The 21,731-nt window shown below is 68.1% G+C and carries 23 protein-coding genes; 13 read left to right on the forward strand and 10 right to left on the reverse strand.

Translation table 11 applies throughout. From position 1 onward, the window contains the following. Positions 1 to 25: 25 nt before the first annotated feature. Entirely contained in the window at positions 26 to 931 is a 906-nt protein-coding gene (locus tag ACXVUM_RS11565) for an acetaldehyde dehydrogenase (acetylating) (RefSeq protein ID WP_458521928.1), read from the forward strand. Next, positions 928 to 2,019, forward strand: coding sequence for a 4-hydroxy-2-oxovalerate aldolase (dmpG, locus tag ACXVUM_RS11570; RefSeq protein ID WP_458521929.1), 1,092 nt, complete (start codon positions 928 to 930; stop codon positions 2,017 to 2,019). Before ACXVUM_RS11565 ends, dmpG begins: the two co-directional genes overlap by 4 nt. Positions 2,020 to 2,666: 647 nt before the next feature. Here the strand turns inward: dmpG and ACXVUM_RS11575 are convergent. From ACXVUM_RS11575 to ACXVUM_RS11585, 3 genes are all read right to left on the reverse strand, one after another. Beyond that, positions 2,667 to 3,464, reverse strand: a complete 798-nt coding sequence (locus tag ACXVUM_RS11575; protein ID WP_458521930.1) for a VOC family protein — start codon at positions 3,462 to 3,464, stop codon at positions 2,667 to 2,669. Between the two features lie 85 nt (positions 3,465 to 3,549). Continuing rightward, on the reverse strand, positions 3,550 to 3,939 hold the full coding sequence (locus ACXVUM_RS11580) for a hypothetical protein (RefSeq protein WP_458521931.1): 390 nt from the start codon (positions 3,937 to 3,939) through the stop codon (positions 3,550 to 3,552). Between the two features lie 7 nt (positions 3,940 to 3,946). After that, entirely contained in the window at positions 3,947 to 5,149 is a 1,203-nt protein-coding gene (locus tag ACXVUM_RS11585; RefSeq protein WP_458521932.1) for a Rieske 2Fe-2S domain-containing protein, read from the reverse strand. A gap of 200 nt (positions 5,150 to 5,349) precedes the next feature. On the opposite strand from ACXVUM_RS11585, the gene hsaA reads away from it, so the two are divergent. The 6 genes from hsaA to ACXVUM_RS11615 all read left to right on the forward strand — a co-directional run bounded on the left by hsaA (position 5,350) and on the right by ACXVUM_RS11615 (position 11,302). Next, entirely contained in the window at positions 5,350 to 6,531 is a 1,182-nt protein-coding gene (gene hsaA / locus ACXVUM_RS11590) for a 3-hydroxy-9,10-secoandrosta-1,3,5(10)-triene-9,17-dione monooxygenase oxygenase subunit (protein WP_458521933.1), read from the forward strand. Positions 6,532 to 6,628: 97 nt separating this feature from the next. Beyond that, positions 6,629 to 7,549 carry an iron-dependent extradiol dioxygenase HsaC gene (gene hsaC / locus ACXVUM_RS11595; RefSeq protein WP_458521934.1) on the forward strand — a complete coding sequence of 307 codons (921 nt, stop codon included), beginning with the start codon at positions 6,629 to 6,631 and terminating at the stop codon, positions 7,547 to 7,549. 10 nt (positions 7,550 to 7,559) lie between these two features. Continuing rightward, the gene (hsaB, locus tag ACXVUM_RS11600) at positions 7,560 to 8,132 is read left to right on the forward strand and encodes a 3-hydroxy-9,10-secoandrosta-1,3,5(10)-triene-9,17-dione monooxygenase reductase subunit (RefSeq protein ID WP_458521935.1); all 573 of its coding nucleotides are present in this window, start codon (positions 7,560 to 7,562) and stop codon (positions 8,130 to 8,132) included. After that, complete coding sequence (locus tag ACXVUM_RS11605; RefSeq protein ID WP_458521936.1) at positions 8,123 to 9,334, forward strand: hypothetical protein; 1,212 nt, start codon at positions 8,123 to 8,125, stop codon at positions 9,332 to 9,334. The genes hsaB and ACXVUM_RS11605 overlap by 10 nt, the downstream gene beginning before the upstream one ends. Beyond that, positions 9,331 to 10,113: an SDR family oxidoreductase gene (locus ACXVUM_RS11610; RefSeq protein ID WP_458521937.1), complete on the forward strand. Its 783-nt coding sequence runs from the start codon at positions 9,331 to 9,333 to the stop codon at positions 10,111 to 10,113. Before ACXVUM_RS11605 ends, ACXVUM_RS11610 begins: the two co-directional genes overlap by 4 nt. A gap of 37 nt (positions 10,114 to 10,150) precedes the next feature. Then, positions 10,151 to 11,302, forward strand: a complete 1,152-nt coding sequence (locus ACXVUM_RS11615; protein WP_458521938.1) for a sulfotransferase family protein — start codon at positions 10,151 to 10,153, stop codon at positions 11,300 to 11,302. 66 nt (positions 11,303 to 11,368) lie between these two features. Here ACXVUM_RS11615 and ACXVUM_RS11620 read toward each other — a convergent pair whose 3' ends face one another. From ACXVUM_RS11620 to ACXVUM_RS11630, 3 genes are all read right to left on the reverse strand, one after another. Continuing rightward, positions 11,369 to 11,662, reverse strand: coding sequence for a hypothetical protein (locus ACXVUM_RS11620; protein ID WP_458521939.1), 294 nt, complete (start codon positions 11,660 to 11,662; stop codon positions 11,369 to 11,371). A gap of 95 nt (positions 11,663 to 11,757) precedes the next feature. Continuing rightward, on the reverse strand, positions 11,758 to 12,081 hold the full coding sequence (locus ACXVUM_RS11625; protein WP_458521940.1) for a histone-like nucleoid-structuring protein Lsr2: 324 nt from the start codon (positions 12,079 to 12,081) through the stop codon (positions 11,758 to 11,760). A gap of 140 nt (positions 12,082 to 12,221) precedes the next feature. Then, entirely contained in the window at positions 12,222 to 12,836 is a 615-nt protein-coding gene (locus ACXVUM_RS11630) for a TetR/AcrR family transcriptional regulator (RefSeq protein WP_458521941.1), read from the reverse strand. Positions 12,837 to 13,164: 328 nt separating this feature from the next. On the opposite strand from ACXVUM_RS11630, the gene ACXVUM_RS11635 reads away from it, so the two are divergent. Beyond that, positions 13,165 to 13,380 (forward strand): hypothetical protein, encoded by a 216-nt coding sequence (locus ACXVUM_RS11635; RefSeq protein ID WP_458521942.1) that lies wholly within the window; start codon positions 13,165 to 13,167, stop codon positions 13,378 to 13,380. A gap of 144 nt (positions 13,381 to 13,524) precedes the next feature. Further along, positions 13,525 to 14,121 carry a TetR/AcrR family transcriptional regulator gene (locus ACXVUM_RS11640; RefSeq protein ID WP_458521943.1) on the forward strand — a complete coding sequence of 199 codons (597 nt, stop codon included), beginning with the start codon at positions 13,525 to 13,527 and terminating at the stop codon, positions 14,119 to 14,121. Positions 14,122 to 14,205: 84 nt separating this feature from the next. On the opposite strand, the gene ACXVUM_RS11645 is transcribed toward ACXVUM_RS11640, so the two are convergent. Beyond that, positions 14,206 to 15,222 (reverse strand): zinc-binding metallopeptidase family protein, encoded by a 1,017-nt coding sequence (locus ACXVUM_RS11645; RefSeq protein ID WP_458521944.1) that lies wholly within the window; start codon positions 15,220 to 15,222, stop codon positions 14,206 to 14,208. A 155-nt stretch (positions 15,223 to 15,377) separates the two neighbouring features. Here ACXVUM_RS11645 and ACXVUM_RS11650 point away from each other — a divergent pair, with 155 nt between their 5' ends. Continuing rightward, positions 15,378 to 16,328 (forward strand): diguanylate cyclase domain-containing protein, encoded by a 951-nt coding sequence (locus tag ACXVUM_RS11650; RefSeq protein ID WP_458521945.1) that lies wholly within the window; start codon positions 15,378 to 15,380, stop codon positions 16,326 to 16,328. Positions 16,329 to 16,336: 8 nt separating this feature from the next. On the opposite strand, the gene ACXVUM_RS11655 is transcribed toward ACXVUM_RS11650, so the two are convergent. Together ACXVUM_RS11655 and ACXVUM_RS11660 are read right to left on the reverse strand one after the other, a co-directional pair. Next, the gene (locus tag ACXVUM_RS11655) at positions 16,337 to 17,581 is read right to left on the reverse strand and encodes a sensor domain-containing phosphodiesterase (RefSeq protein ID WP_458521946.1); all 1,245 of its coding nucleotides are present in this window, start codon (positions 17,579 to 17,581) and stop codon (positions 16,337 to 16,339) included. A gap of 171 nt (positions 17,582 to 17,752) precedes the next feature. Continuing rightward, positions 17,753 to 18,400, reverse strand: coding sequence for a DUF4352 domain-containing protein (locus tag ACXVUM_RS11660; RefSeq protein ID WP_458521947.1), 648 nt, complete (start codon positions 18,398 to 18,400; stop codon positions 17,753 to 17,755). A gap of 170 nt (positions 18,401 to 18,570) precedes the next feature. Here ACXVUM_RS11660 and ACXVUM_RS11665 point away from each other — a divergent pair, with 170 nt between their 5' ends. Both ACXVUM_RS11665 and ACXVUM_RS11670 read left to right on the forward strand, forming a co-directional pair. After that, entirely contained in the window at positions 18,571 to 19,827 is a 1,257-nt protein-coding gene (locus ACXVUM_RS11665; protein ID WP_458521948.1) for a sensor histidine kinase, read from the forward strand. Between the two features lie 96 nt (positions 19,828 to 19,923). Next, a complete protein-coding gene (locus tag ACXVUM_RS11670; protein ID WP_458521949.1) occupies positions 19,924 to 20,598 on the forward strand; it encodes a LuxR C-terminal-related transcriptional regulator in 675 nt (224 codons plus the stop codon). 10 nt (positions 20,599 to 20,608) lie between these two features. On the opposite strand, the gene ACXVUM_RS11675 is transcribed toward ACXVUM_RS11670, so the two are convergent. Further along, entirely contained in the window at positions 20,609 to 21,718 is a 1,110-nt protein-coding gene (locus tag ACXVUM_RS11675; RefSeq protein WP_458521950.1) for an acyl-CoA dehydrogenase family protein, read from the reverse strand. Positions 21,719 to 21,731 lie beyond the last annotated feature (13 nt).

Consider the following 21,731-nt stretch of genomic DNA (forward strand, 5'->3'; position numbering starts at 1 on the left):
CCACGAGCAGGGTAGGAGAGGCACAGTGCCGGACAAGGTCACCGCGGCCATCATCGGGTCGGGGAACATCGGGACCGATCTGATGTACAAACTGCAGCGGTCGGAGGTGATCTCGCCGCGGTGGATGGTGGGTATCGATGCCGATTCCGAGGGTATGAAGCGTGCCGCCGATCATGGGTTGATCACGATGTCGGGTGGTGCGGACGAGCTGTTGGGTTCGTCGGAGCTGCCGGATCTGATCTTCGAGGCCACCTCGGCGTATGTGCATCGTGAGTACGCGCCGCGCTATGAGGCGGCGGGGATCACGGCGATCGACCTCACGCCGGCGGCGGTGGGTCCTGCGGTGGTGCCGCCGGCGAATCTGCGGGAGCATCTGGACAAGCCGAACACGAACATGATCACGTGCGGTGGTCAGGCGACGATCCCGATGGTGCATGCGGTGTCGAGCGTGGTGCCGGTGCCGTATGCGGAGATCGTCGCCTCGGTGGCGTCGGTGTCGGCGGGGCCCGGGACGCGGGCGAACATCGACGAGTTCACCAAGACCACGTCGCGAGGTGTGGAGACGATCGGTGGCGCGACCCGGGGCAAGGCGATCATCATCCTGAACCCGGCGGATCCGCCGATGATCATGCGCGACACCATCTTCTGCGCGATCCCTGATGATGCGGACACCGATGCGATCGCCGAGTCGATCCACCGTCGGGAGAAAGAGATCCAGTCCTATGTGCCCGGCTACCGCCTGTTGCAGGATCCACAGTTCGATCCGCCGAGTGTGGTCAACGGTGGCATGGCGCGGGTCTCGATCTTCGTCGAGGTGGAGGGTGCGGGGGATTTCCTGCCGCCGTACGCGGGGAATCTCGACATCATGACCGCCGCCGCGACCAAGGTCGGCGAGGAGCTGGCCAAGCAGAAGTTGGGAGTCCCCGCATGAGCACCGCCCCGGTGAGCACGGATCTGATGGCGAACGCGCGCGCGTTCAGCGACACCCTCGACATTCGGGTGACCGATTCGTCGCTGCGCGACGGCAGCCACCACATGCGGCATCAGTTCACCGAGCAGAATGTCCGCGACATCGTCGCGGCGTTGGATGGTGCGGGTGTGCCGGTCATCGAGGTGACGCACGGTGATGGTTTGGGTGGGTCGTCGTTCAACTACGGCTTCTCCAAGACCCCGGAGCAGCAGTTGATCAAGGCTGCGGTGGAGACGGCGACGACGGCGAAGATCGCGTTCCTGATGCTGCCCGGGCTGGGGGTGAAGGACGACATTCGTGCCGCGCAGGACAACGGTGCGTCGATCTGTCGGATCGCGACGCACTGCACCGAGGCCGACGTCTCCATCCAGCACTTCGGGCTGGCCCGCGAGTTGGGGTTGGAGACGGTCGGGTTCCTCATGATGAGTCACAGCCAGCCGCCGGAGGTGCTCGCGGCGCAGGCACGGATCATGGCCGACGCGGGCTGTCAATGTGTGTACGTGGTGGATTCGGCGGGGGCGCTGGTGCTCGAGCAGGTGTCGGATCGGGTTGCGGCACTGCGTGCCGAGCTCGGTGACGACGCGCAGATCGGGTTCCACGGTCACGAGAACCTCGACATCGCCGTCGCCAACTCGATCGCGGCGATCCGCGCCGGCGCACAGCAGATCGACGGTTCGGTCCGGCGGTTCGGTGCCGGTGCGGGCAACACGCCGGTCGAGGCGTTCGTCGGGGTGTGCGACAAGCTCGGCATCCGCACGGGTATCGACTTCGCGACGATCGCCGACGCCGCACAGGATGTCGTCGCGCCCATCATGCCGACCGAGTGTCTGGTCGATCGTGCCGCGATGATGATGGGGTACGCGGGCTGCTACAGCTCGTTCCTCAAACACGCCGAGGGCCACGCCGACAAGTACGGCGTCAAGGTCGCCGACATCCTTCTCGAGGCGGGCGCCCGCAAACTCGTCGGCGGCCAGGAGGACCAACTCATCGACATCGCCCTCGAACTCAAGAAGAAGCAGGACGCCAACGCTCTTCCCGGTCTTGTGTAGTTCTCGTGACTGTTCGCCCAGGTGGATGTCGCGGTTTCTAGACACTTCGGGCGTCAGGCGGCGAGGTCGGGAGTCCAGCCGCGGGATACCAGCGCGTGGCGCAGCCGGTGGAAGTAGACCTCCCGGCCACGCGTGAGGATGCGCGCCGTCGCGGGGAAGACGATCCATCCGTCGGCGCGGAGGGCATTCCACCTCTCGACGTCGTCGGCGTGCTGCCCCCGTCACGGTGGTGTGCGCCGTCGTACTCCGCCGCGACCTTCCACCGTGGCCAGGCCATGTCCAGCCGATAGCGACCACCGAACACCTCCCACTGACAGATCCATCCGTCGAGCTCGGCGTCGACGACACCCAGGCGTAGCCGCGTCTCCCAGGGTGATTCGGCTGCGGGGTCGATCAGCCGTGTCGCCCGATGGGCCGTGTCGACACCCCAGTGGTTCTCCCACGTCCTGAGTTCCGTGCGCATGAGCGCAGGCAGATCGGGGCGGGATCGCGTCATGACGTCGAGTGCAGCGACCGCGTCGTCACGAGCGGAGATCTGTTGGAGGCGAATGCCGCCAGATCGGCTCCACGCCGGGGGTGATGTGTACTTCTCGTGACCGCGACCTGGGGAAACGATCACGAGAAGTACACAAGATCGGGCTCCCGGGTCACATCCCGGGTGGGGGTGAGGCGTAGCAGAAGACGGCACCCATGGGGTCCTTCGCGGCGGCGAGGGTGCCGAACGGGGTCTCCTCACCGCCCATCATCACCTCGCCGCCGAGTTCGGAGACCGCTGCGGTGGCGGCGGCGACGTCGTCGACCGTGATGTAGAACTGCCAGAACGACGGCACCTCCGGCGGGAAGACCTTTGTTGCGTCCATGATCCCGGCATAGCCCATCTCCCCGAACATCAGCTGGGAGTAGCGCTCGGGACCCTGCGCTCCCTCGGCGCCGCCGGTGCCGACCTCGAGAGCCGACGCGCCGGCGACGGTGGTGTAGAACGTCACGGACGCGTCGTAATCCTTCGACTGGCACTCGAACCAGTAGGGCGCACCGTGCTCGCCCCACGAGGTGAAGCCGAGGTGGGAGTCGGGCTGCCAGAACCCGATCGCCGCGCCGGCGGGGTCGGTCACGATCGCCATGGTCCCCTCGGTCCCGACCGCCATCGGCGGGAACATCACCTGCGCGCCGGCCTTCTCGGCGGCCGCGATGGTCGCGGCGGCATCCGTGGTGTGCAGGTACACCGACCACACGTCGGACGGCACACCTGCCCCGTCCATCACCGGGCTCATGCCCGCGATACGACGACCGTGGTGGGTGAAGTTCTGATAGCCGCCGAACTCCTCACGCGGCGGCTCGACCTCCCAACCGAACAGGGCGCCGTAGAACGACGCCGCGCGGGCGGGATCGGAGCTCATCAGGTCGAACCAGATCGGTGCGCCGGGGGGCGCGGAGTAGTCGGTCATCGTCGGGTCCTCTCGCGTCGGGACATGTCACCGGTACAGACCGGGACGATCGCGAGAAATCATCGCGCGCAGACGACCCGATCCGCTAGAGGTATCCGTCCGGGTCGTCCGACGGCCCGTGCGGCGGGATGATGCCCTCGGCGACGCCGTGGTCGATGCTCGCCGACAACCGACCGCACGTCGGGGTCATGGCGGGGTTCCCGCCGGCGTCCCGCACCGATCGCAGCTCGGTGCACGACGCCCGCGCCGCCGCCGTCCACTGGACGCTGGTCTGCGACGGCGACGTCTTCTTCACCAGCACACAGGCATGGCAGGCGCGGCACTCGATCTCGTGCAGGCCGCCGTCGAGGTAGTGCGCCCGGTCGCGACGGGTGTGTTCGCGCACCGACTCCCGCCGCGCGGGGTCGTCGGCGAAGGTCGGTGCCTTCGCCCAGCCCTGCGACTCGACGGTCGGTGACGTCGAACGGCCGGTCACGACGACCTCAGACCTTCGCCGCGTCGTTGGTGGACCGCAGCTTGTCCTGTTCGGCGCGCACCGACGCCTCGGTGTCCTCGCCGGCGGCCTTGCGGCGCAGGTTGTCCTCGATCTCGACACCCCAGTTCTCCAGGGCCTTGGTCGTGTCGATCTCGTATTCGAACCGCTGCGTCATCTCCTCGGTGACGTCGGCCTTGTCGACGTAGAACTGCTCGTACCACCGGCGGAGCTGGTAGACCGCGCCGTCCTCCTCGACGAGGAGCGGGTTGTCGATGCGGCTCTTGTGCTTCCAGATCTCGACGTCCTGCAGGAACCCGACCTCGACGCCCTCGGCGATCTTGGCCGCCATCCCGGCGGCCTGGTCGGCGGTGAGGCCGGCCGGCTTCTTCGCCATCACGCCGAACATCAGCACGAACGAGTTGTTGTCGATCGGGTAGTGGCAGTTGGTGAGGATGGTCTCGATCGCGTACTCGCCGTAGGTCTGGTGCATCGGGTTGAGCATGTAGGACGGCCCGTAGTACGCCGCGATCGACCGCAGGTAGCTGTCGCCGTAGGCCGACGTCAGCTCGATGTCGGGCCGACCGCGCGAGTTCATGTACTGCGCGGCGGTCTCGCCCTCGAAGACGTTCTTGAAGTAGTCGGGCAGGGCGTAGTGGATGTAGAAGAAGTGCGCCATGTCGACGACGTTGTCGATGATCTCGCGGCAGTTCGCGCCCTCGATGACGATGCGGTTCCAGGTCCACCCGGTCCACTCGTCGGTGCCGAACTCGGCGATCTCGGGGATCACGACGTCCTCGGGCGGCGGGTCGCCCTCGGGGTCGTTGTAGACGAACACCTGACCGTTGCGGACCATCGTCGGCCAGGCCCGAGTCTTCGCCAGCTTCGGTGTCCGCTTGGCGTAGGGGACGCCGGCGCAGCGGCCGTTGCCCTTCCAGCGCCAGTCGTGGAACGGGCAGGCGACGTTGCCGTCCTTGACGCTGCCCTGGGACAGGTCGCCGCCCATGTGCCGGCAGTACGCGTCGAGGATCTTGATCTCGCCGTCGCCGTCGGCCCAGACGACGAGCTTGGTGCCGAAGGCGTGCACCGCATGCGGTGCACCGTCGGTGAACTCCGACTGCAGACCGAGGCAGTGCCACCCGCGGGCGAAGCGTGTCGGCGGCGTGCCGGTGTCGATCTCACGGACCGCCACGTCGTCGTGCGATGTGGTCATCGCCTCTCCTCCTGCTCGTCGCCGACAGTTCGCCGACGCTCGTCTCGATACGAGAACACGTTACAAAAATCGACGTTTCGACGCCACTGGCATCGCTACGTTTCTCCCTGTGACGACGCCAAACGCGCAGGCCTCGACACGAATGAGAACGTGTTCTAATATTGCTCATCGTACAGCCCCGACACCGAGGAGTTCAGGCAATGTCGCAGCGGAGTGAGGCCGGCGTGGAGGTTCTCGAGAGGATCACCGCCCTGCTCCCGGAGATCGAGAAGCGCGCGCAGGAGTGCGAGGACCAGCGCCGCATCCCGGTCGAGACCATCACGAGCCTGGACGAGGTCGGGTTCTTCAAGCTGGTCCAGCCCGCCCAGTGGGGCGGCTACGAGGTCGACCCGGTGACCTACTACGAGGCGGTCCGTCGCATCGCGAGCGCGTGTGGATCGACCGGGTGGGTCTCCTCGATCCTCGGGATCCACAACTGGCACCTCGCACTGTTCCCCCAGCAGGCGCAGAACGAGGTCTGGGGCGAGGACCCCACCACACGCATCGGCTCCTCCTACGCCCCGATGGGCATGGGCGAGGTCGTCGACGGCGGCTACAAGGTCAACGGTGAGTGGCACTGGTCGTCGGGGTGTGATCACGCACAGTGGACGTTCGTCGGCGGCCCGGTCATCAAGGACGGCATCCCGGTCGACTTCGTCAGCTTCCTGCTGCCCCGCAGCGACTACGAGATCCGCGACGTCTGGCACGTCTCCGGGCTCAAGGGGACCGGCTCCAACACCCTCGTCGTGAAGGACGCCTTCGTCCCGTCGCACCGCATGCTCAGCTTCCGCGACATGGCCATGGGCACAGCGCCCGGACTCGGGAACAACACCGCCCCGGTCTACAAGATGCCCTGGGGCACCGTCCATCCCACGGTCATCTCCGCCCCCGTGGTGGGCATGGGCTACGGCGCCTACGCCGCGCACGTCGAGGCGCAGGGCAAGCGTGTCCGCGCCGCGTACGCGGGCGAGAAGGCGAAGGACGATCCCTTCGGCAAGGTCCGGATCGCCGAGGCCGCCAGCGACATCGACGCCGCATGGCGCCAGCTGTCGGGCAACGTGCAGGACGAATACGACTGCATCCTCGCCGGTCAGGAGGTGCCGATGGAGATGCGCCTGCGCGCCCGCCGCGACCAGGTGCGCGCGTCGCAGCGATCGATCTCCGCCATCGACCGACTGTTCGAGGCGGCCGGCGCCCGTGCCCTCGACAGCGACCAGCCGCTGCAACGCTTCTGGCGCGACGCCCACGCCGGCCGGGTCCATGCCGCGAACGACGCCGAACGTGCCTATCAGGCATTCGCCAACGGCGAGTTCGGCATCCCGATCGGTGACACGATGGTCTGAGGCGCTTCGCGCTCAGACGGACACCATGGTCTGAGGCGCCTCGCGCTCAGACGGACACGGCACACACCGCATCACATCGATCGGAACGGTTCTCCCCATGACGACTGCGTCCTGCCCCATCTCCTCCCTCGGATACATGCGGATCGAGGCCACCGACGTCGCCGCGTGGCGGGAGTACGGACTCAAGGTCCTCGGCATGATCGAGGGCAAGGGTGCCGTCGACGGTGCGCTCTACCTGCGCATGGACGACTTCCCCGCCCGACTGGTCATCGTCCCCGGCGAGCACGACAGGCTCGCGTCCGCCGGATGGGAGTGCCCGGACGCCGCGGCGCTGCAGGATGTCCGCGACCGCCTGTCGGCGGCCGGCGTGGTGTACCGCGAGGCCAAGGACGAGGAACTCGTCGATCGCCAGGTCGTCGAGATGATCGTCTTCTCCGATCCCAGTGGGCACGTCCTGGAGGCGTTCCACGGTGTGGCACTGCAGCATCGGCGCATCGTCAGTCCCTACGGACACCGGTTCGTCACCGAGGAACAGGGGCTCGGTCACGTCGTCCTCACCACCGACGACGACCGCGCGGCACTCGACTTCTACCGCGACGTCCTCGGGTTCAAGCTGCGCGACTCGATGCGCCTGCCACCCCAGGCGGTCGGTCGCAACGAGGGCGACGAGGTGCCGTGGCTGCGGTTCCTCGGGTGCAACCCGCGCCATCACAGTCTGGCGTTCCTGCCGATCCCGAACAGCACCGGCATCGTCCACCTCATGGTCGAGGTCGAGAACTCCGACGACGTCGGCCTCGCCCACGACCGAGCCCTGCGCAAGAAGGTCCCGATGTCGGCGACCCTGGGCCGCCACGTCAACGACCTGATGCTGTCCTTCTACATGAAGACACCCGGCGGTTTCGACGTCGAGTTCGGATGTGAGGGAAGGACCGTCGACGACAACGCATGGGTGGCTCGGGAGAGCACCGCGGTGAGTCTGTGGGGCCACGACTTCTCGGTGGGACTGAAGAGTTCCTGAGCCCGCTGCCATGACCCATGTCTCACGGGGTACCGACGACTTCGACCCCCGCCAGTTCCGGACCGCGATGGGCCAGTTCTGCACCGGCGTCACGGTCATCACCACACTCGACGACGCGGGGCAGCCGGTCGGGTTCGCCTGCCAGTCGTTCGCCGCGCTGTCCCTCGACCCGCCCCTGGTCCTGTTCTGTCCGCAGAAGACGTCCCGCAGCTGGAAGGTCATCGAGTCGACGGGGCGCTTCTGCGTCAACGTCCTGTCGAACCACCAGCAGCAGGTGAGTGCGGTGTTCGGCGCACCCGGGGACGACAAGTTCCGGACCGTCGAATGGGATCCGTCGCCGACCGGCCTGCCCGTCATCAAGCGCAGCCTGACCTGGGTGGACTGCACCCTCGAGCGGGTGGAGGACGGTGGTGACCACTTCGTCGCCATCGGACGCGTGCAGACGTTGGGGGAGGTGTTGCAGGACAAGCCGCTGCTGTTCTACCGGGGCGGGTACCTCTCCACCGAACATCCGCGCGTGACCCCGGCGCAGGCCGAACTCGAGAACTTCCTCACCTGGACCGGAGGCGACACATGGCTCTGAGCGCGCCCGAGACGACGGCGCCCGCGACGGACGAGGCGGACCTCACCGCGGGCCTGTCCGCGGCGATCGCCGAGGCCGAGCGGCGCATCGCGTCGGCCGACTTCATCCGCTCCGACATCGATCGCGCGGAGGGATACACCTATCTCGCGCAATGCATCCAGGCCGTCATGCAGCTCGCGTGGGCGCGCAACCACAGTCACCCGTACTTCGTCACCGCCACCGGGCCGTGGACGAAGATGGGTCTGGACAACCCCGACACCCTCTACTGGAGCGCCGATCTCGAGCCCGACGGCCGCTATCTCGTCCGCGGGCGCCGCGGCACCACAGCCGATCTCAGCTTCCAGGTGATCGCCGGACACTACGACGCCGACACCGTCCCCGACGGTGACACGGCCTTCGACGACCGCCGCCTCACCATCGGTCACGACGGCACCTTCGCGTTCACCCTCGGCCCCGAGGCGGCCGGCACCCCCGGCACCGACCATGTCGTCCTGCCCGACGGTGCGACGACCCTCGCGGTCCGGGAGGTCTACTCGGACTGGACCGCCTCGCGGGGCTCCATCGCGATCGAACGGATCGACACCGCCGGCACCGCGCCCGTCGAGCCGGACATGACGCTGCTGCGCAAGCGGTATCGGGTCGCCGGGAAGATGCTGCTGTCCCGCATCGACACCTGGTTCAACTTCCCGAAGTGGTTCTACCTCGACCTGCCGGTGAACACGCTCACCGAGCCGCGGCAGACCCCGGGTGGGCTGGCGACGCAGTACTCGTCGGTCGGGCACTTCGACCTCACCGACGACCAGGCGATCGTCATCACGGTCCCTCGGTCGGACGCCCCGTATCAGGGTTTCCAGCTCGGCAGCCTGTGGTACATCTCGCTCGACTACGTCAACCACCAGACGAGCCTCAACTCCCATCAGGCACAGGTCGACCCGGACGGGATGATCCGGATGGTGGTGTCGCAGCGCGACCCGGGTGTGGCGAACTGGATCGAGACGACAGGGCGCAGGCGGGGCATCATGCAGCTCCGTTGGCAACGGGTCGACGGCCCGGTGACCGCCGGTCCCACCGCTGTCGTCGTCGGCGTGGACGAGATCGCCGACCACCTCCCGTTCCACGAGTCCAACACCATCGACTCCGACGGATGGCGTGACCGGATCGCTGCCCGCCAACGCGCCTTCGCCGATCGGATGCTCGGATGAGCGGCCTTCTCGACGACAAGGTCGTCGTCGTCAGCGGCGTCGGTCCGGGACTGGGCCGGTCGATCGCCCTGCAGTCGGCGCACGCCGGCGCGTCGGTCGTCCTCGCCGCTCGGACCGAGGAGCGTCTGCGGAGCGTCGCCGACGAGATCGACGCAGCCGGTGGACGATCGCTGGTCGTCCCGACCGACATCACCGACGACGCACAGGTGCAGCATCTCGTCGACGCGACAGTCGAGGGGTTCGGTCGCGTCGACGCGCTGGTCAACAACGCGTTCGCGTTGCCCTCCATGAAACCGCTCGCGCGCACGGACTTCCAGCAGATCTCCGACAGCCTCGACCTCACCGTGGTGGGCGGCCTGCGTGTCACGAAGGCGTTCAGCGACGCTCTGGCGGCGACGTCAGGCGCGGTCGTGATGATCAACTCGATGGTCCTCCGGCACAGTGAACCGCGTTACGGCAGCTACAAGCTCGCCAAGGCCGCGCTGCTCGCCATGTCGCAGACGCTCGCCACCGAACTGGGGGAGCGCGCGATCCGGGTGAACAGCGTGGCTCCCGGCTACATCTGGGACGACCAGCTGAAGTGGTACTTCGGTGAGATCGCGAAGAAGTACGACATCTCGCCCGACGACGTCTACGCCGACACCGCGAAGAAGTCGGATCTCAAGCGCCTGCCTGAACCGGACGAGATCGCGCGGGCCGTCGTGTTCCTCGCATCGGACTGGGCGAGTGCGATCACCGGCCAGATCCTCGACGTCAACTGCGGCGAGTACCACAGCTGAGGCGGGCAGCACGCCCGCGAACACCGAGGAGGACACCATGAGTGGACGCACCGATGTCGGGACCGTCGAGGACCTGCACGCCTCCGCGTCACGCGCCACCGGCCTCGACGACTTCGGCGTCGACGACCCCGTCGAGGCGTTGGGTGTCCTGCTCGAGTCCTACCGGTCGGAGGCCGGCCTCACCGAACTCGGCAGCAAGATGTCGCGGTTCTTCCTCAAGGGTGCGCTCGTCGCACGGCTTCTCAGCGAGAAAGCGTTCACCGACCATCCCGACCACGCCGAGATCCCCGTGGAGCGGCCGATCTTCGTCACGGGTCTACCTCGTACGGGCACGACGGCACTGCACCGCCTCCTCACCGCCGACCCCGGGCACCAGGGGTTGGAGATGTGGCTGACCGAGTATCCGCAACCGCGGCCGCCGCGCGACACGTGGGACTCCGATCCCGTTTATCAGGCCATCAACGCGAACTTCGAACAGCATCACGTCGAGAACCCGGAGTTCATGGGTCTGCACTACATGAGTGCCGGCGACGTCGAGGAGTGCTGGCAGTTGCTGCGGCAGACCCTGAAGTCGATCTCGTACGAATCGCTGGCCTATCTGCCGAGCTACTCCCGCTGGCTCGACGGGCAGGACTGGACCGACGCCTACCGGCGCCACAAGCGCAACCTGCAGCTGATCGGATCGCCGGACCGCGACAAGCGCTGGGTGCTGAAGAACCCCAGCCATCTGTTCGCGATCGACGAGTTGCTCGCCGTGTACCCCGATGCGGTCATCGTGCAGACCCATCGCGCACCGCGCACCATCGTCGCGTCCATGTGTTCGCTCGCCGAGAGCGCGACGGCGGGCTGGTCGACGACGTTCGTCGGCGAGACGATCGGCCGGACGCAGCTCGAGCTGTGGTCGCGGGGACTCCGCCGCTTCGCCGACGCCCGATCACGACACGACGCAGGTCATTTCGTCGATGTCGACTTCGACGATCTCCGCGGTGATCCGGTCGGTGTGGTCGAGGGCATCTACGCCGCGGCGGGGATCGGTTTCACCGACGCCGCGCGCGCCGCGGTCACAGAGATGGACGCCGAGAGCAAGAACGGCCCCCGTGCGCCGAAGCACCACTACGACCTCGCCGACTACGGCCTGACCACCGCCATGGTGGACGAGACGTTCGAGGGTCTGGTTCCCACACGCTGATCCCGATGACGTGCCCGCTCGGCGCGCGGTGGCAGGTCCCTCACACCGGCGCGGGCACCTGTCGGATCAGCTCACGAGCCACTCGTCGACGGTGATCATCACGTCGCTGTCGAGGCGTTGCCAGTGGGCGAGCACAGCCTCGATCCAGTGCTGATCGGTCGCGAACCCTGCACGGTCGGGAATAGGTGTCGCCACTCCGACGCGACTCCATTCATGGGCATAGGTGGTCGTCATCAGCGCGACCGCCTCCGCGTCGGCTCGGGACTTCGAGATGAACGCACCGAACACAGCGGATTCGTCGCCGCCGGCGATCTCGACTATCCAGACACTGAAGGTCGAGCCGGTGTCCGGAACGGTCACGTCCGCAGGTGTTCCGGGCTCGTACACATCTGATCGAGGAGATGAACCGCCGGCGGTTCGCTGGTCGGACAGATCGCCGTGCCCATCACAGGCGGTCACCCAGATCGGGCCGCGTGGTAGGCATCCACGACGGCAGAAGGGAGGCGGCCCCGCGCGCCGACGGGCACGCCGTTGTCTCGCGCCCACCGGCGAACGGTGCCGGCGTCCGACGACGGTTCCACCGTGGACGCGACCCGATCCGCGACTTTGCGTGACACGGCGAGGTGTCGCGTGATCGTACTGCGGAATGCGCGGGCGTTCGCCGGTGAGGTGTCGAACTCGTAGTGCGTGTCGTCCAGAGACCAACGGATTGTCTGGAACTCCTGCAGTGGCAACCCGTCCAGGTCGTCGACGACCTGGGTCAGATGTCTGCGAGCCATGGTGGACCATCTCCTCTCCGCTCGGTGGAAGAACCTCCTCGAGCTCTCTCGTGCCTCAGCTGATCCTCTCACTGATTGTGAGACTCTGCGATACCACTTTTACCGTGACGCCTGGGTGCCCGATCCGCCCCGACGGCGGATCACGGCAGGATCGCAGAGAGCATCGCGTGCATGCTCTCGTGGATGAGTGCCTTCGTCGGGCGCGGATCGGCGAAGGCCCACGTCGTGAGAACCTCCGTCATGCCCCCGACCAGTCCTGCCGTCGCGATCTCGTAACCGCCCGGAGGTGGCGAGGAGTCGCCGCGCTCGGCTCGGATCTGGTCGGCGATGTACTCGGACCACCACTGTCGCTCTCGGCTGCGTTCGACCTCGATGAGCGGGCTCGCGCCGTGTCGGGCCACGAAGAGCACATGTGCGCGCCGGGTGTCCGCCTCCACGAAGTCGGCGACCGCTCTGATCGCCACGTCCGCGCGGACGCGGAGCGGGCGACCGTCGGTGTCGGTGAGAGCGTCGAGGACCGCCGTCCGTACGTGTGTCCGCACGCTGATGTATGCCCACAGGAGGAACCGCTCGTGATCACCGAACAGTTCGCGGAACAGCGCGGGCGTGACTCCGGCCGCTGCGCACACGAGCGGCACGGATGATCCCTCGTAACCATGGTCGGCGATCACCGAGAGTCCGGCCTCGAGGAGGTGTTCGCGGAGCGCGTCGTGTCGGAGAGTGTGCGCGCGCTGCGCGTCGCCTCGGTCGGACACCGGATGCCTTTCATAGCGCAGGGCGGTGAACAGCGTCGGTCGTCGACCCGGCGCGGGTCTTCCGGGGAGGGAGCCGGTGTGCAGGTGTCGAGAAGCTGTCGGACGCATGTGTATCACATCAGTGCATCGGTACGGGACGATGCACGCCAATATGAGACTGGTATGTTTCAGTATCGGTCCTCGGTGGACGGCTCAGCGAACGGGAGTGCCGATGCCTCGACATCGAACGTGGTGGCGTCGTTCGCGGCTCCTGGGGAGGCGCACCACCCGAGAGGGCCCGGAACCGCAGACGGACTCGTCGACGTCACGCCGAGAACAGGGGATCGGGATGGGATGGCAGCCTCAGGTGGGCGACGACGTCGTCGTGGTCGATCGCGGGCGGGAGACGCTCGGCCGTGTGATCGACGACTTCGGTGAGATGTACGACGTCGCAGCCGGCGTGACGTCGGTGAGCGGTCCGGCGCGACGGTGGGCGATCGAGTCCTCCGATGGCATGCTCGTCTTCGCCGACACGTCAGACCTCCGTCGAGCGCTCCGCGACTGATGCGGAGATGCCGGTGGGGTGGTCGGCCGTGCTCGGCTGAGGCCCTGCACCGGCCGCCGAGGCTGCGGGAGGATCTGACGAACTGGTAGAACCGCCTATGTGACTTCGTCGGCAGACTTTGCGCCAGACCGTACGTACGCAGGAGTGTCGCTGGAGGCTCGCCGTCTGGAGCGGCGGGAGAAGTTCCTCGCCGCCGCCGTGAGTGTGTTCGGAACTCGTAGCTACGCAGAGAGCACGGTGACGGAGTTGTGTCGAGAAGCCGGTCTGTCCCGTCGGCAGTTCTACGACGAGTTCGACAGTCGTGAGGATCTCTTGATCGCCGCCTACGACATGGTGACGTCCGAGGCATTGCAGGCAGTGCGCGAGGCGTTGGCCTCGCTTCCCGACGATGCCGACGCCGCGGCCGCGGCCGGCAGTGCCATGACGGCGTTCATGACCTCGATCGCGCTCGACAGCCGCAGGGCCACCACCGTGTACGTGTGCGCGGTCGGAGTCAGCAGTGCCGTCGAAGAGCACCGGGTGCAGAAGCGGGCGGAGTTCGCGACGTTCCTGCGACAGGTCGTCCGCGTCCACTACCCCGACAGGCCTCGGCGGTCGCCGATGGAGCAACAGCTGCGTCTGAACGCGTTCATCGGGGCGCTGACCGCGATCCTGCACGGGTGGAGCACGACCACGGGTCGTCGACCGCGGATGAGCACCGTCTCCGCGGTGCTGGCGGAGATACTTCTCTCGACCGTCTGAGACCGGGTCGCGAGGACCGCCTGTCCCCGTTCGGCTCGTCCTGGGCCCGGATGTACCCGTGATCCCCCTTGTGGCACAACGGCGTCAGACGCCGTCGGGTCCGGGTGCGATGAGTTGGTGCAGGAAGGACATCTTCTCGAGGACGGTGGCGGGGAGGACGAAGGGGTAGAGGTCTTGGTGGCCCATGGAGCGGTTGATCTGGTTGAGCGACCAGGACAGTGGGAGCCAGAGTTCGATGATGCGGTCGAATCCGACCTCGCCGGGTAGGTCGGCGTCGAGGGTTGCGCCGGAGGGTGCCATCGCGAACGCGGCGGCGGTGTCGAGGGTGTCGCGGATGTGCAGGTAGTGGGCGAAGGTCTCGGCCCAGTCCTCGGCGGGGTGCATGGTGGCGTAGGAGGAGACGTAGTCGGATTTCCAGTCCTGTGGGGGGCCCTGGTTGTAGTGGCGGTCGAGGGCGGCTTGGTAGTCGTCGTCGGGGTTGCCGAACAGTTCCTCGAACCGGGCCCGGTGTTCGCCGTCGCCGACGAGGACCATCTGGTAGTAGTGGCCGATCTCGTGGCGGAAGTGGCCGATGAGTGTGCGGTAGGGCTCGTCCATCGACACGCGGAGTTGTTCGCGGTGGACGTCGTCGCCTTCGGCGAGGTCGAGGGTGATGACGCCGTTGGCGTGTCCGGTGATGACGTTGCGTTGCTCGCTGGAGAGCAGGTCGAACGCGAGTCCGGTCTGGGGGTCGTCGTCGCGTCCACGGATGGGTAGGCCCAGTTCGTCGAGTTCGAGGATGACGCGGCGTTTGGCCAGTTCTGCGTCGGCGAACTCGCTCAGTGCGGTGTCGTCGTCGTCGGCGGGGCGGGTGCGGGTCAGGCGGCACGACTCGCACATGCCGTTGGGTGCGGTGTCGTCGACGAGCCAGTTGCATGTGGCGACAACGTTGTTGGCGCATCGCTGGACCGCGGTCCCGTCGACCTCGCCGGTCCCGTCCTCGTCGACGACGTGGATGACCCGGGTGGGCAGGTGGAACCCGAGTGCCCGATGGCAGTGCAGGCACAGGGTGTTCTCGAAGGACAATTGCTGTCCGCAGTTGCGGCAGTTGAAGTCACGCACGGGGCGCTCCGTTTCCGGGTGTCGTCGAGCTGTCTCGGGTGCACACGAACCAGGGAGGCTGTGTGCATTGTGTGAGACGCACAAGTATCACATACTGGTCCGCGGCACTCGGTCAGTGGTGTTCGTGCGGTCGTGTGAGGAAGCAGGGTGGTCCCGTGAGGCGAGACGAGCCACTCCAGGCCGCCACTGTCGGGGCACGGACAGGGGACATCTGTTCACAGGCGCTTCTCGAACTGATGGTGGACGCCAGCGTCGACTGCATCGAGATCGTGGACCGTGACGGGGTCCTGGTGAGGACCAATCGGGCGGCGCGTCGAGCGCTGGGACTGCCGCTCGACGAGTCGGACCACGGTGCGACGAGATGGATCGACCTGCTCGCCCCTCCTGTACGCGCTCGCGGCCGTCGGGCGTTCACTGCGGCGTTGTCCGGCCGTACAGCCACATTCGCCGGATTCACCGATCTCTCAGACCGGGGACGGGTCCACTGGGACAACATCCTCACTCCGATGCGCGACCCACGCGGGGAGGTCAGTCATGTGCTGTGCCTCGCGCGAGATGTGACGCGGCAGCGCCGCGTCGAGCACAGACTGCGGGTCGCCGCGGCCACGGACGATCTGACCGGGCTGCCCAATCGCCGCTCTTTCAACGACCAACTCGAACGTCACTTCACCCGTGCCCGTCGCAACGGGACGTGCTTCGGTGTCCTGCTCGTCGACGTGGACGACATGAAGGCGATCAACGACACGTACGGGCATGCGGCGGGTGACGCGCTGCTGCGGGGCGTGGCACTCCGCCTTGTGCATGCCCTCGCGGGTGACGGGTTCGCCGCGCGTCTCGGGGGCGACGAGTTCGCGATCATCGTCCCGGATCACACCCGGATGACCCGGGTCGCCGAGGGCGTCGTCCAGGCGATGGCGACATCGTTCTCCGTTCGCGGGATGGCGCTGCGTGCCGGCGTCAGCGTCGGTGGAAGCGTCTCGTCGGCGGAATTGTCCGATCCCTCGACGCTCCTCACGGCCGGTGACTGCGCTCTCTATCGGGCCAAGGCGTGCGGGCGCGGTGGCTATCGCGCCCACCCCGGGCCCGTCGGCGGGACGGGAGTGTGAGGAGCGGGTCAGGAGACGTCCGGGACCACCGGCTCCGGCCCGGGCCGCTGGAACAGGAACCCCTGTGCGCCCGGGCATTTCATCTCGATCAGGGCATTCCTCTGCTCGGCGGTCTCGATGCCCTCGGCGATCACGATGAGCCCGTTGGCCGCCCCGTGATCGATCAGTCCGCGTAGGAGGTGGTCCACGGCAGGAGTGCCGAGCGACGACGTGAGCGAGGCGTCGAGCTTGAACCCGTCGATGGACCAGTGCACCAGGCGGGACAGTGACGACCATCCCCGCCCGAGGTCGTCGACGACGACGTGGACGCCCAGACCCCGCAACGTGTCCAGGGCGGTCTGGGTGTGGTCGTCGTCGCCGACCGTCGACTCGATGATCTCCACCGCCAGACGTTCGGCGGGCAGCGCCGCGTCACGGACCGCCGCGAGGAGTCGGTCGAGCCGGGCCGGTCGGTGCAGGTGGCCACCCTCGATGTTGACGTGCAGGATCGCCCCGTCGCCGATCGTCGCCTCGTGCGCCCGCATGAGGTCGCTCGCCGTGCCGAGGATGTCGAGGTCGAGGTCGAGCATGATGTCGGTCGCCCGTACCGCGGGGAGGAAGTGTGCCGGGGTCAGCGCGCCGTGCACCGGGTGGATCCACCGGCTCAGCGCCTCGAAGCCCAGCACCGTGCCGTCGGCGGGGGCGACGATCGCCTGGAACCACGGCTGGATCTCGCCCCGCGACAGTGCGCTCGCGACGTCGTCGAGCCCGCTGTCGTCGGGCAGCCGGGTGCGGTCGCGTTGGAGTTCGAGTTGCTCCTCGACCACACGCGCGTACTTCTGGAGCAGGGTCACATGCGACGCGGTGACGGCGTGCGGGACCGTGTCGGTCAGGCAGAGCGTCCCGACCGCGGTGTGTTCCCTGCTGAACAGCGGGACCCCCACGTAGGTGCGGAGACCGGCTGCGTTGAGCGGCGAGGTGAGTGACGGGTCCACCTCCGCGGCCTCGGCGTCGGTGATGACGAGCGGTTGTGCGCTGTCCACCACGGCGCGACAGGTGGTGGCCGCTCGGTCGACGACGAAACCGACGCTCTCGGGATCGCCGAACGCGGCGAGGACGTACTGGTTCTTCTCGTCGAGGATGTGCAGCCTGGCGTGCGGGAAACCCAACGCCTCCGCGGCCAGTTCGAGGGTGGTCGACAGCGTCACGCTGACGGCTCCGTCACCGAGGTAGTTGGTGGCGTGCCCGGCGCGAGACGCGGCACCGTCGATCATCGTGGAGATACTAGTCGCGGCACGCGCGCGGCAGTCCCCGTTCGCGTACGTGGCGTCCGATTCGTCGTGCAGTGGTGACCCGAGAACACGTCGACGTCGTGCCCGTCTGCGATGGGGCGGACGTCCGTGCGTGGTGAGATCGCAGTCTCCACCAGGCCCCGGGCGGTCCACTCAGCGGAGGTCGACGGTGACGCCACCCGAGAACATCGAGTCGTGCAGCTCGATCTGCGTCGCGTCGGTGCCGGTGGGAAGGTCGTAGACCACCGTCACCTGCAAGGCGTTGCCGGGGTTGATCTGCTCGTAGAACACCCCGCCGTCGTCGAGCTGGATGGTTGCGGCAGTGCTGGGTGAGTACTGGGTCCCCTGCGCCGACAACACCTTCTGAGACGAGATGTCGAGGCTCTGGGCCCTGTCGCCGATGTTGCGCACGGTCAGGTCCACGAGCAGGAACTCGCCCTGTGCACGTTCGGCCATGACGTCGGGGCCGATGGTCGTGCCGCCGGGGCGAACGCCCCGCACCACGAACTCGAACTTTCCGTCGCGCGCAGGCGCGCCGATGCCCGGTCGGGGAGCGGTCCCGGACTCCGCGGCAGTCGCGGAAGCCCCGGCCGAGGCGCGCGCCGCGGTGCCGCCGCCGGGCGCCGCATTCGGCGACTCCGTGGAGCCACCGCTGGTGGCGACCGAGATGACCACGATGATCAGCACGAGGGCACCGAGCGCGCTGAGCACCTTGTGACGGGCGAACCAGTTCTTGCGCGACGGCGGGTGGGGCGAGCCGTAGGGCGCGGACTGCTGGTGATCGGACGGGTTCTGGTTCATGGCAGTACCTCTCGGTTGTCGATGTTCTCGACCACTGCACCGCGACCGCCCGGTCGACCACATCCTCCGATCGGTCCGTCGACCTCACCCGATCGGTCGGAAGCACTGCGCGACGAGCCGTCCGATCGGCGGATGGTGGCCTGTCGGTCGCGACCCGTACCGTCGCGGCCATGATCCCCATCAGCCCGGTGACGCCACCGGCGGCATCGTGGGTGCAGAGGGCTCCGACCGCCACGCCCGGTCGCATCCGCCGCCGGCTGACGACCGTTGCGGCCGTCACGCTCAGCCTGTTCCTGACGATGATGACCGCCGGTCTGGCGGGTACCGCGGGCACGCCGGTGTGGAACGTGATGCTGGGTTTCTCCCTCAACGTCGCCGCGGCGATCGCTCTCGTCTGGCGGCATCGGCACCCGCTCCCGGTGCTCGCGGCCGCTGTGGCCGGACCGCTCTTCTTCGCCACCGACGCGACCGCGGCTCTCATCGCGCTCTACGCGGTGGCGTCGGGCGTGCGCGACCGTCGGCTCGTGGTGGCGACCTGCGCGGTGTGGGCGGCGTGTGTGGTCTCGTTGCTCTATGACTCGTTTCGTCGGCGGGACTACTCGGCGCTGACCATCGGCGTTCGGATGCCCGAGGACGGCCCGGTGCCGGAGTGGGATCTGCCCCTCTGGGTGGCGTTCGTGGTCGCCTCGGTACTCGTCGCACTCGTGGTGGCCGTGGCCGTCCAGCGACGGACCAGCACTCAGTTGACGGTGGTCGCCACGGCTCTCGACGATCAGACGCGGGAGTCCGAGATCATGCGCTCCGAGATGGCGGTGGCGGCCGAACGCGCACGGATCGCCCGCGACATGCACGACACGTTGGCGGCCACCCTGAGCCGGATCTCGTTGACCGCCGGCGGCCTCCAGGTCAACAGCACCGAAGGTCCTGAGCGGGTGGCGAACTCGGCATCGCTGATCCAGAAGACGGCCCACGACGGGCTCGACGAACTCAAACGCATCGTCGGCGTGCTGCGGGGCGGAGTCGACACCGGATCGGCGTCGGGCGCGCAGAACCTCGACGGCGTCACCGATCTCGTCGCGTCGGCACGATCGGCCGGGGTGCATGTGACGTCACTTGTCGACGTGCCGCCGCATCCGGTGGGCCCCTTGTCGGGACACGTGGCGTACCGGGTGGTGCGTGAGGCGCTGACGAACGCCTCGCGGCATGCGTTCGGTTCGCCGGTGGGTCTGTCGATCCAAGGCTCGCCCGACCACGGGCTCCGAGTCGAGATCCGGACGCGCATCGGCACGTCCGTCCCGTCGGGGGACGGAACGGGGACGGGACTCCGTGGGATCGCCGAGGCGGTGACCGGCGCCGGTGGTTCGTTCACCGCCGACCGGATCGGCGACGAGTTCGTCGTGAGTGCCTGGCTGCCCTGGCACTCCTGACGGTTCGGCGCCGCGGTCGGCCGCCGATCGGATCAACGACGGCAACGGTGTCGGAGCGACAGGCTGTCGGACTCGCTGCCTACCATCGGCAGCACCATGACAGCACCCATCGATCTCGTCATCGTCGACGACGACCCGTTCGTCCGTCGGGGACTGTCCGAGATCTTCGCTGCCTCGGGGGACATCCGCGTGGTCGCCGAGGCCGACGACGGTGACCAGGTCCCGGCGGCGCTCGCCCTGCACCGACCGCACGTCGTGCTGATGGATCTGAAGATGCGGCGCGTCGGCGGCATCGAGGCGATCGCCGCGACGATGGCCGGTGCCGATCCGCCGCGCGTGGTCGCCATGACAGCGCTCGACGTCGACGACCTCGTCCTGGCGGCCATCCGCGCCGGCGCCCACAGCTTCATCCGGAAGGACGAGCCGCCGCAGTCGTTCGGTATGGCAGTCCGTGCGGTCGCGGCCGGGACGACGCTGTTCAGCGAGCAGTCGCTCCGCGAGATCGTCGCGGCCACCGGTCCGGAGGCGACCGGCGGACGAGGCGGCTCCGACCGTTCCGCGGCGGCGCACGCGCTCACGATGTTGTCGGATCGCGAGTCGGAGATCCTCCGGGCGCTCGCCGCGGGCGCCACCAACGCGGCGATCGCCGCAGACCTGTACCTGAGCGAGACAACCGTGAAAACCCATGTGTCGCACATCTACACCAAGCTGCGAGTCGCCACTCGCGTCGAGGCGGCGATGGAGGCACTTCGTGGCGGACTGGTTGTCTGATGCGCTCCCGTCAGATCCCGGCGGCCCGTTCGACAGCTGTGGCGTGGGTCCACGGCCGGTTCAACAGCAACGTCGTGGCGTGTGCGCGCTTGAAGAACAGCTGGATGTCGTGTTCCCAGGTGATGCCGATGCCGCCGTGCATCTGCACGGCCTCACCGGCGACCGCCGTGACCGTCTCCGAACAGAGCATCCGCGCGGTCGCCACAGCCTCGTCGACATCGCGGGCGCCGCGCACGAGGGCGTCGACGGCGTCGTAGGAGACCGAGCGGGCGGTCTCGACGGCGGCGAACATGTCGGCCATCCGGTGCTTGAGTGCCTGGAACGAGCCCACGGGGCGCCCGAACTGGACGCGGGTGGAGGTGTGCGCGACGGTGCGGTCCAGTGCACCCGCCGCGACGCCGACCTGCTCGGCGCTGAGCGCCACCGCCCCGACGGCCAGCAGGCGGTCCACGAGGTCGGCCGGCGCTGCGATCGCCGTCGACGGTGTGTCGTCGAAGGTCACGGTCGCCATCGCCCGCGTCGGGTCCATCAGCGGGACGGCTGCCCGGGTGACGCCGTCGGCGTCGGCGGCCACCTCGTGCACCGTGGTCTGCCCACCGGACCGGGCGATCACGAGGAGGACGTCGGCGAACTCGCCGTCGAGCACATAGTGCGCGGTGCCCGACAGCAGCCCTCCGTCGGCGACGACGCCACCGGGCCCCCACCCCGCCTCGTCGGCCCAGCACACCGCGGCGACCGTCTCGCCCTCGGCGATACCCGGCAGCAGGCGTTCACCGGCCTCGTCGTCGCGGGTCAGCAGGACTGCCTGCGCGGCGAGGACTGCCGACCCGAGCATGGGGACGGCCGCGAGTTCCCGACCGAGTTCCTCGAGGACGATGTGCGTCTCGACGAGGCTCGCGCCGACGCCCCCGAACCGTTCGGGGACGGCGAGCGCGGCGACACCGACCTGGCTGCTCAGCGTGCGCCACAGGTCCACGTCGGTGCGCGGTGTCGCAGACATCGCCGCCCGCAGGCGCGCGGATCCGCCCTGCCTGCGCAGCACGTCGACGACCGACGCGCGCAGCGCGGCCTGTTCCTCGGTGTCGACGCCGGGGGAGTCGACGGGTGGCGCGGCGCTCACCGGTGCGCCCCGG

Source organism: Williamsia sp. SKLECPSW1 (assembly GCF_054332755.1).

Bases quoted from the DNA above. Each gene is read 5' to 3' on its own strand.
- dmpG (WP_458521929.1), top strand. From the start codon at position 928: ATGAGCACCGCCCCGGTGAGCACGGATCTGATGGCGAACGCGCGCGCG.
- ACXVUM_RS11575 (WP_458521930.1), bottom strand. From the start codon at position 3,464: ATGACCGACTACTCCGCGCCCCCCGGCGCACCGATCTGGTTCGACCTG.
- ACXVUM_RS11585 (WP_458521932.1), bottom strand. From the start codon at position 5,149: ATGACCACATCGCACGACGACGTGGCGGTCCGTGAGATCGACACCGGC.
- hsaA (WP_458521933.1), top strand. From the start codon at position 5,350: ATGTCGCAGCGGAGTGAGGCCGGCGTGGAGGTTCTCGAGAGGATCACC.
- hsaC (WP_458521934.1), top strand. From the start codon at position 6,629: ATGACGACTGCGTCCTGCCCCATCTCCTCCCTCGGATACATGCGGATC.
- hsaB (WP_458521935.1), top strand. From the start codon at position 7,560: ATGACCCATGTCTCACGGGGTACCGACGACTTCGACCCCCGCCAGTTC.
- ACXVUM_RS11605 (WP_458521936.1), top strand. From the start codon at position 8,123: ATGGCTCTGAGCGCGCCCGAGACGACGGCGCCCGCGACGGACGAGGCG.
- ACXVUM_RS11610 (WP_458521937.1), top strand. From the start codon at position 9,331: ATGAGCGGCCTTCTCGACGACAAGGTCGTCGTCGTCAGCGGCGTCGGT.
- ACXVUM_RS11615 (WP_458521938.1), top strand. From the start codon at position 10,151: ATGAGTGGACGCACCGATGTCGGGACCGTCGAGGACCTGCACGCCTCC.
- ACXVUM_RS11625 (WP_458521940.1), bottom strand. From the start codon at position 12,081: ATGGCTCGCAGACATCTGACCCAGGTCGTCGACGACCTGGACGGGTTG.
- ACXVUM_RS11635 (WP_458521942.1), top strand. From the start codon at position 13,165: ATGGGATGGCAGCCTCAGGTGGGCGACGACGTCGTCGTGGTCGATCGC.
- ACXVUM_RS11655 (WP_458521946.1), bottom strand. From the start codon at position 17,581: ATGATCGACGGTGCCGCGTCTCGCGCCGGGCACGCCACCAACTACCTC.
- ACXVUM_RS11660 (WP_458521947.1), bottom strand. From the start codon at position 18,400: ATGAACCAGAACCCGTCCGATCACCAGCAGTCCGCGCCCTACGGCTCG.
- ACXVUM_RS11665 (WP_458521948.1), top strand. From the start codon at position 18,571: ATGATCCCCATCAGCCCGGTGACGCCACCGGCGGCATCGTGGGTGCAG.
- ACXVUM_RS11670 (WP_458521949.1), top strand. From the start codon at position 19,924: ATGACAGCACCCATCGATCTCGTCATCGTCGACGACGACCCGTTCGTC.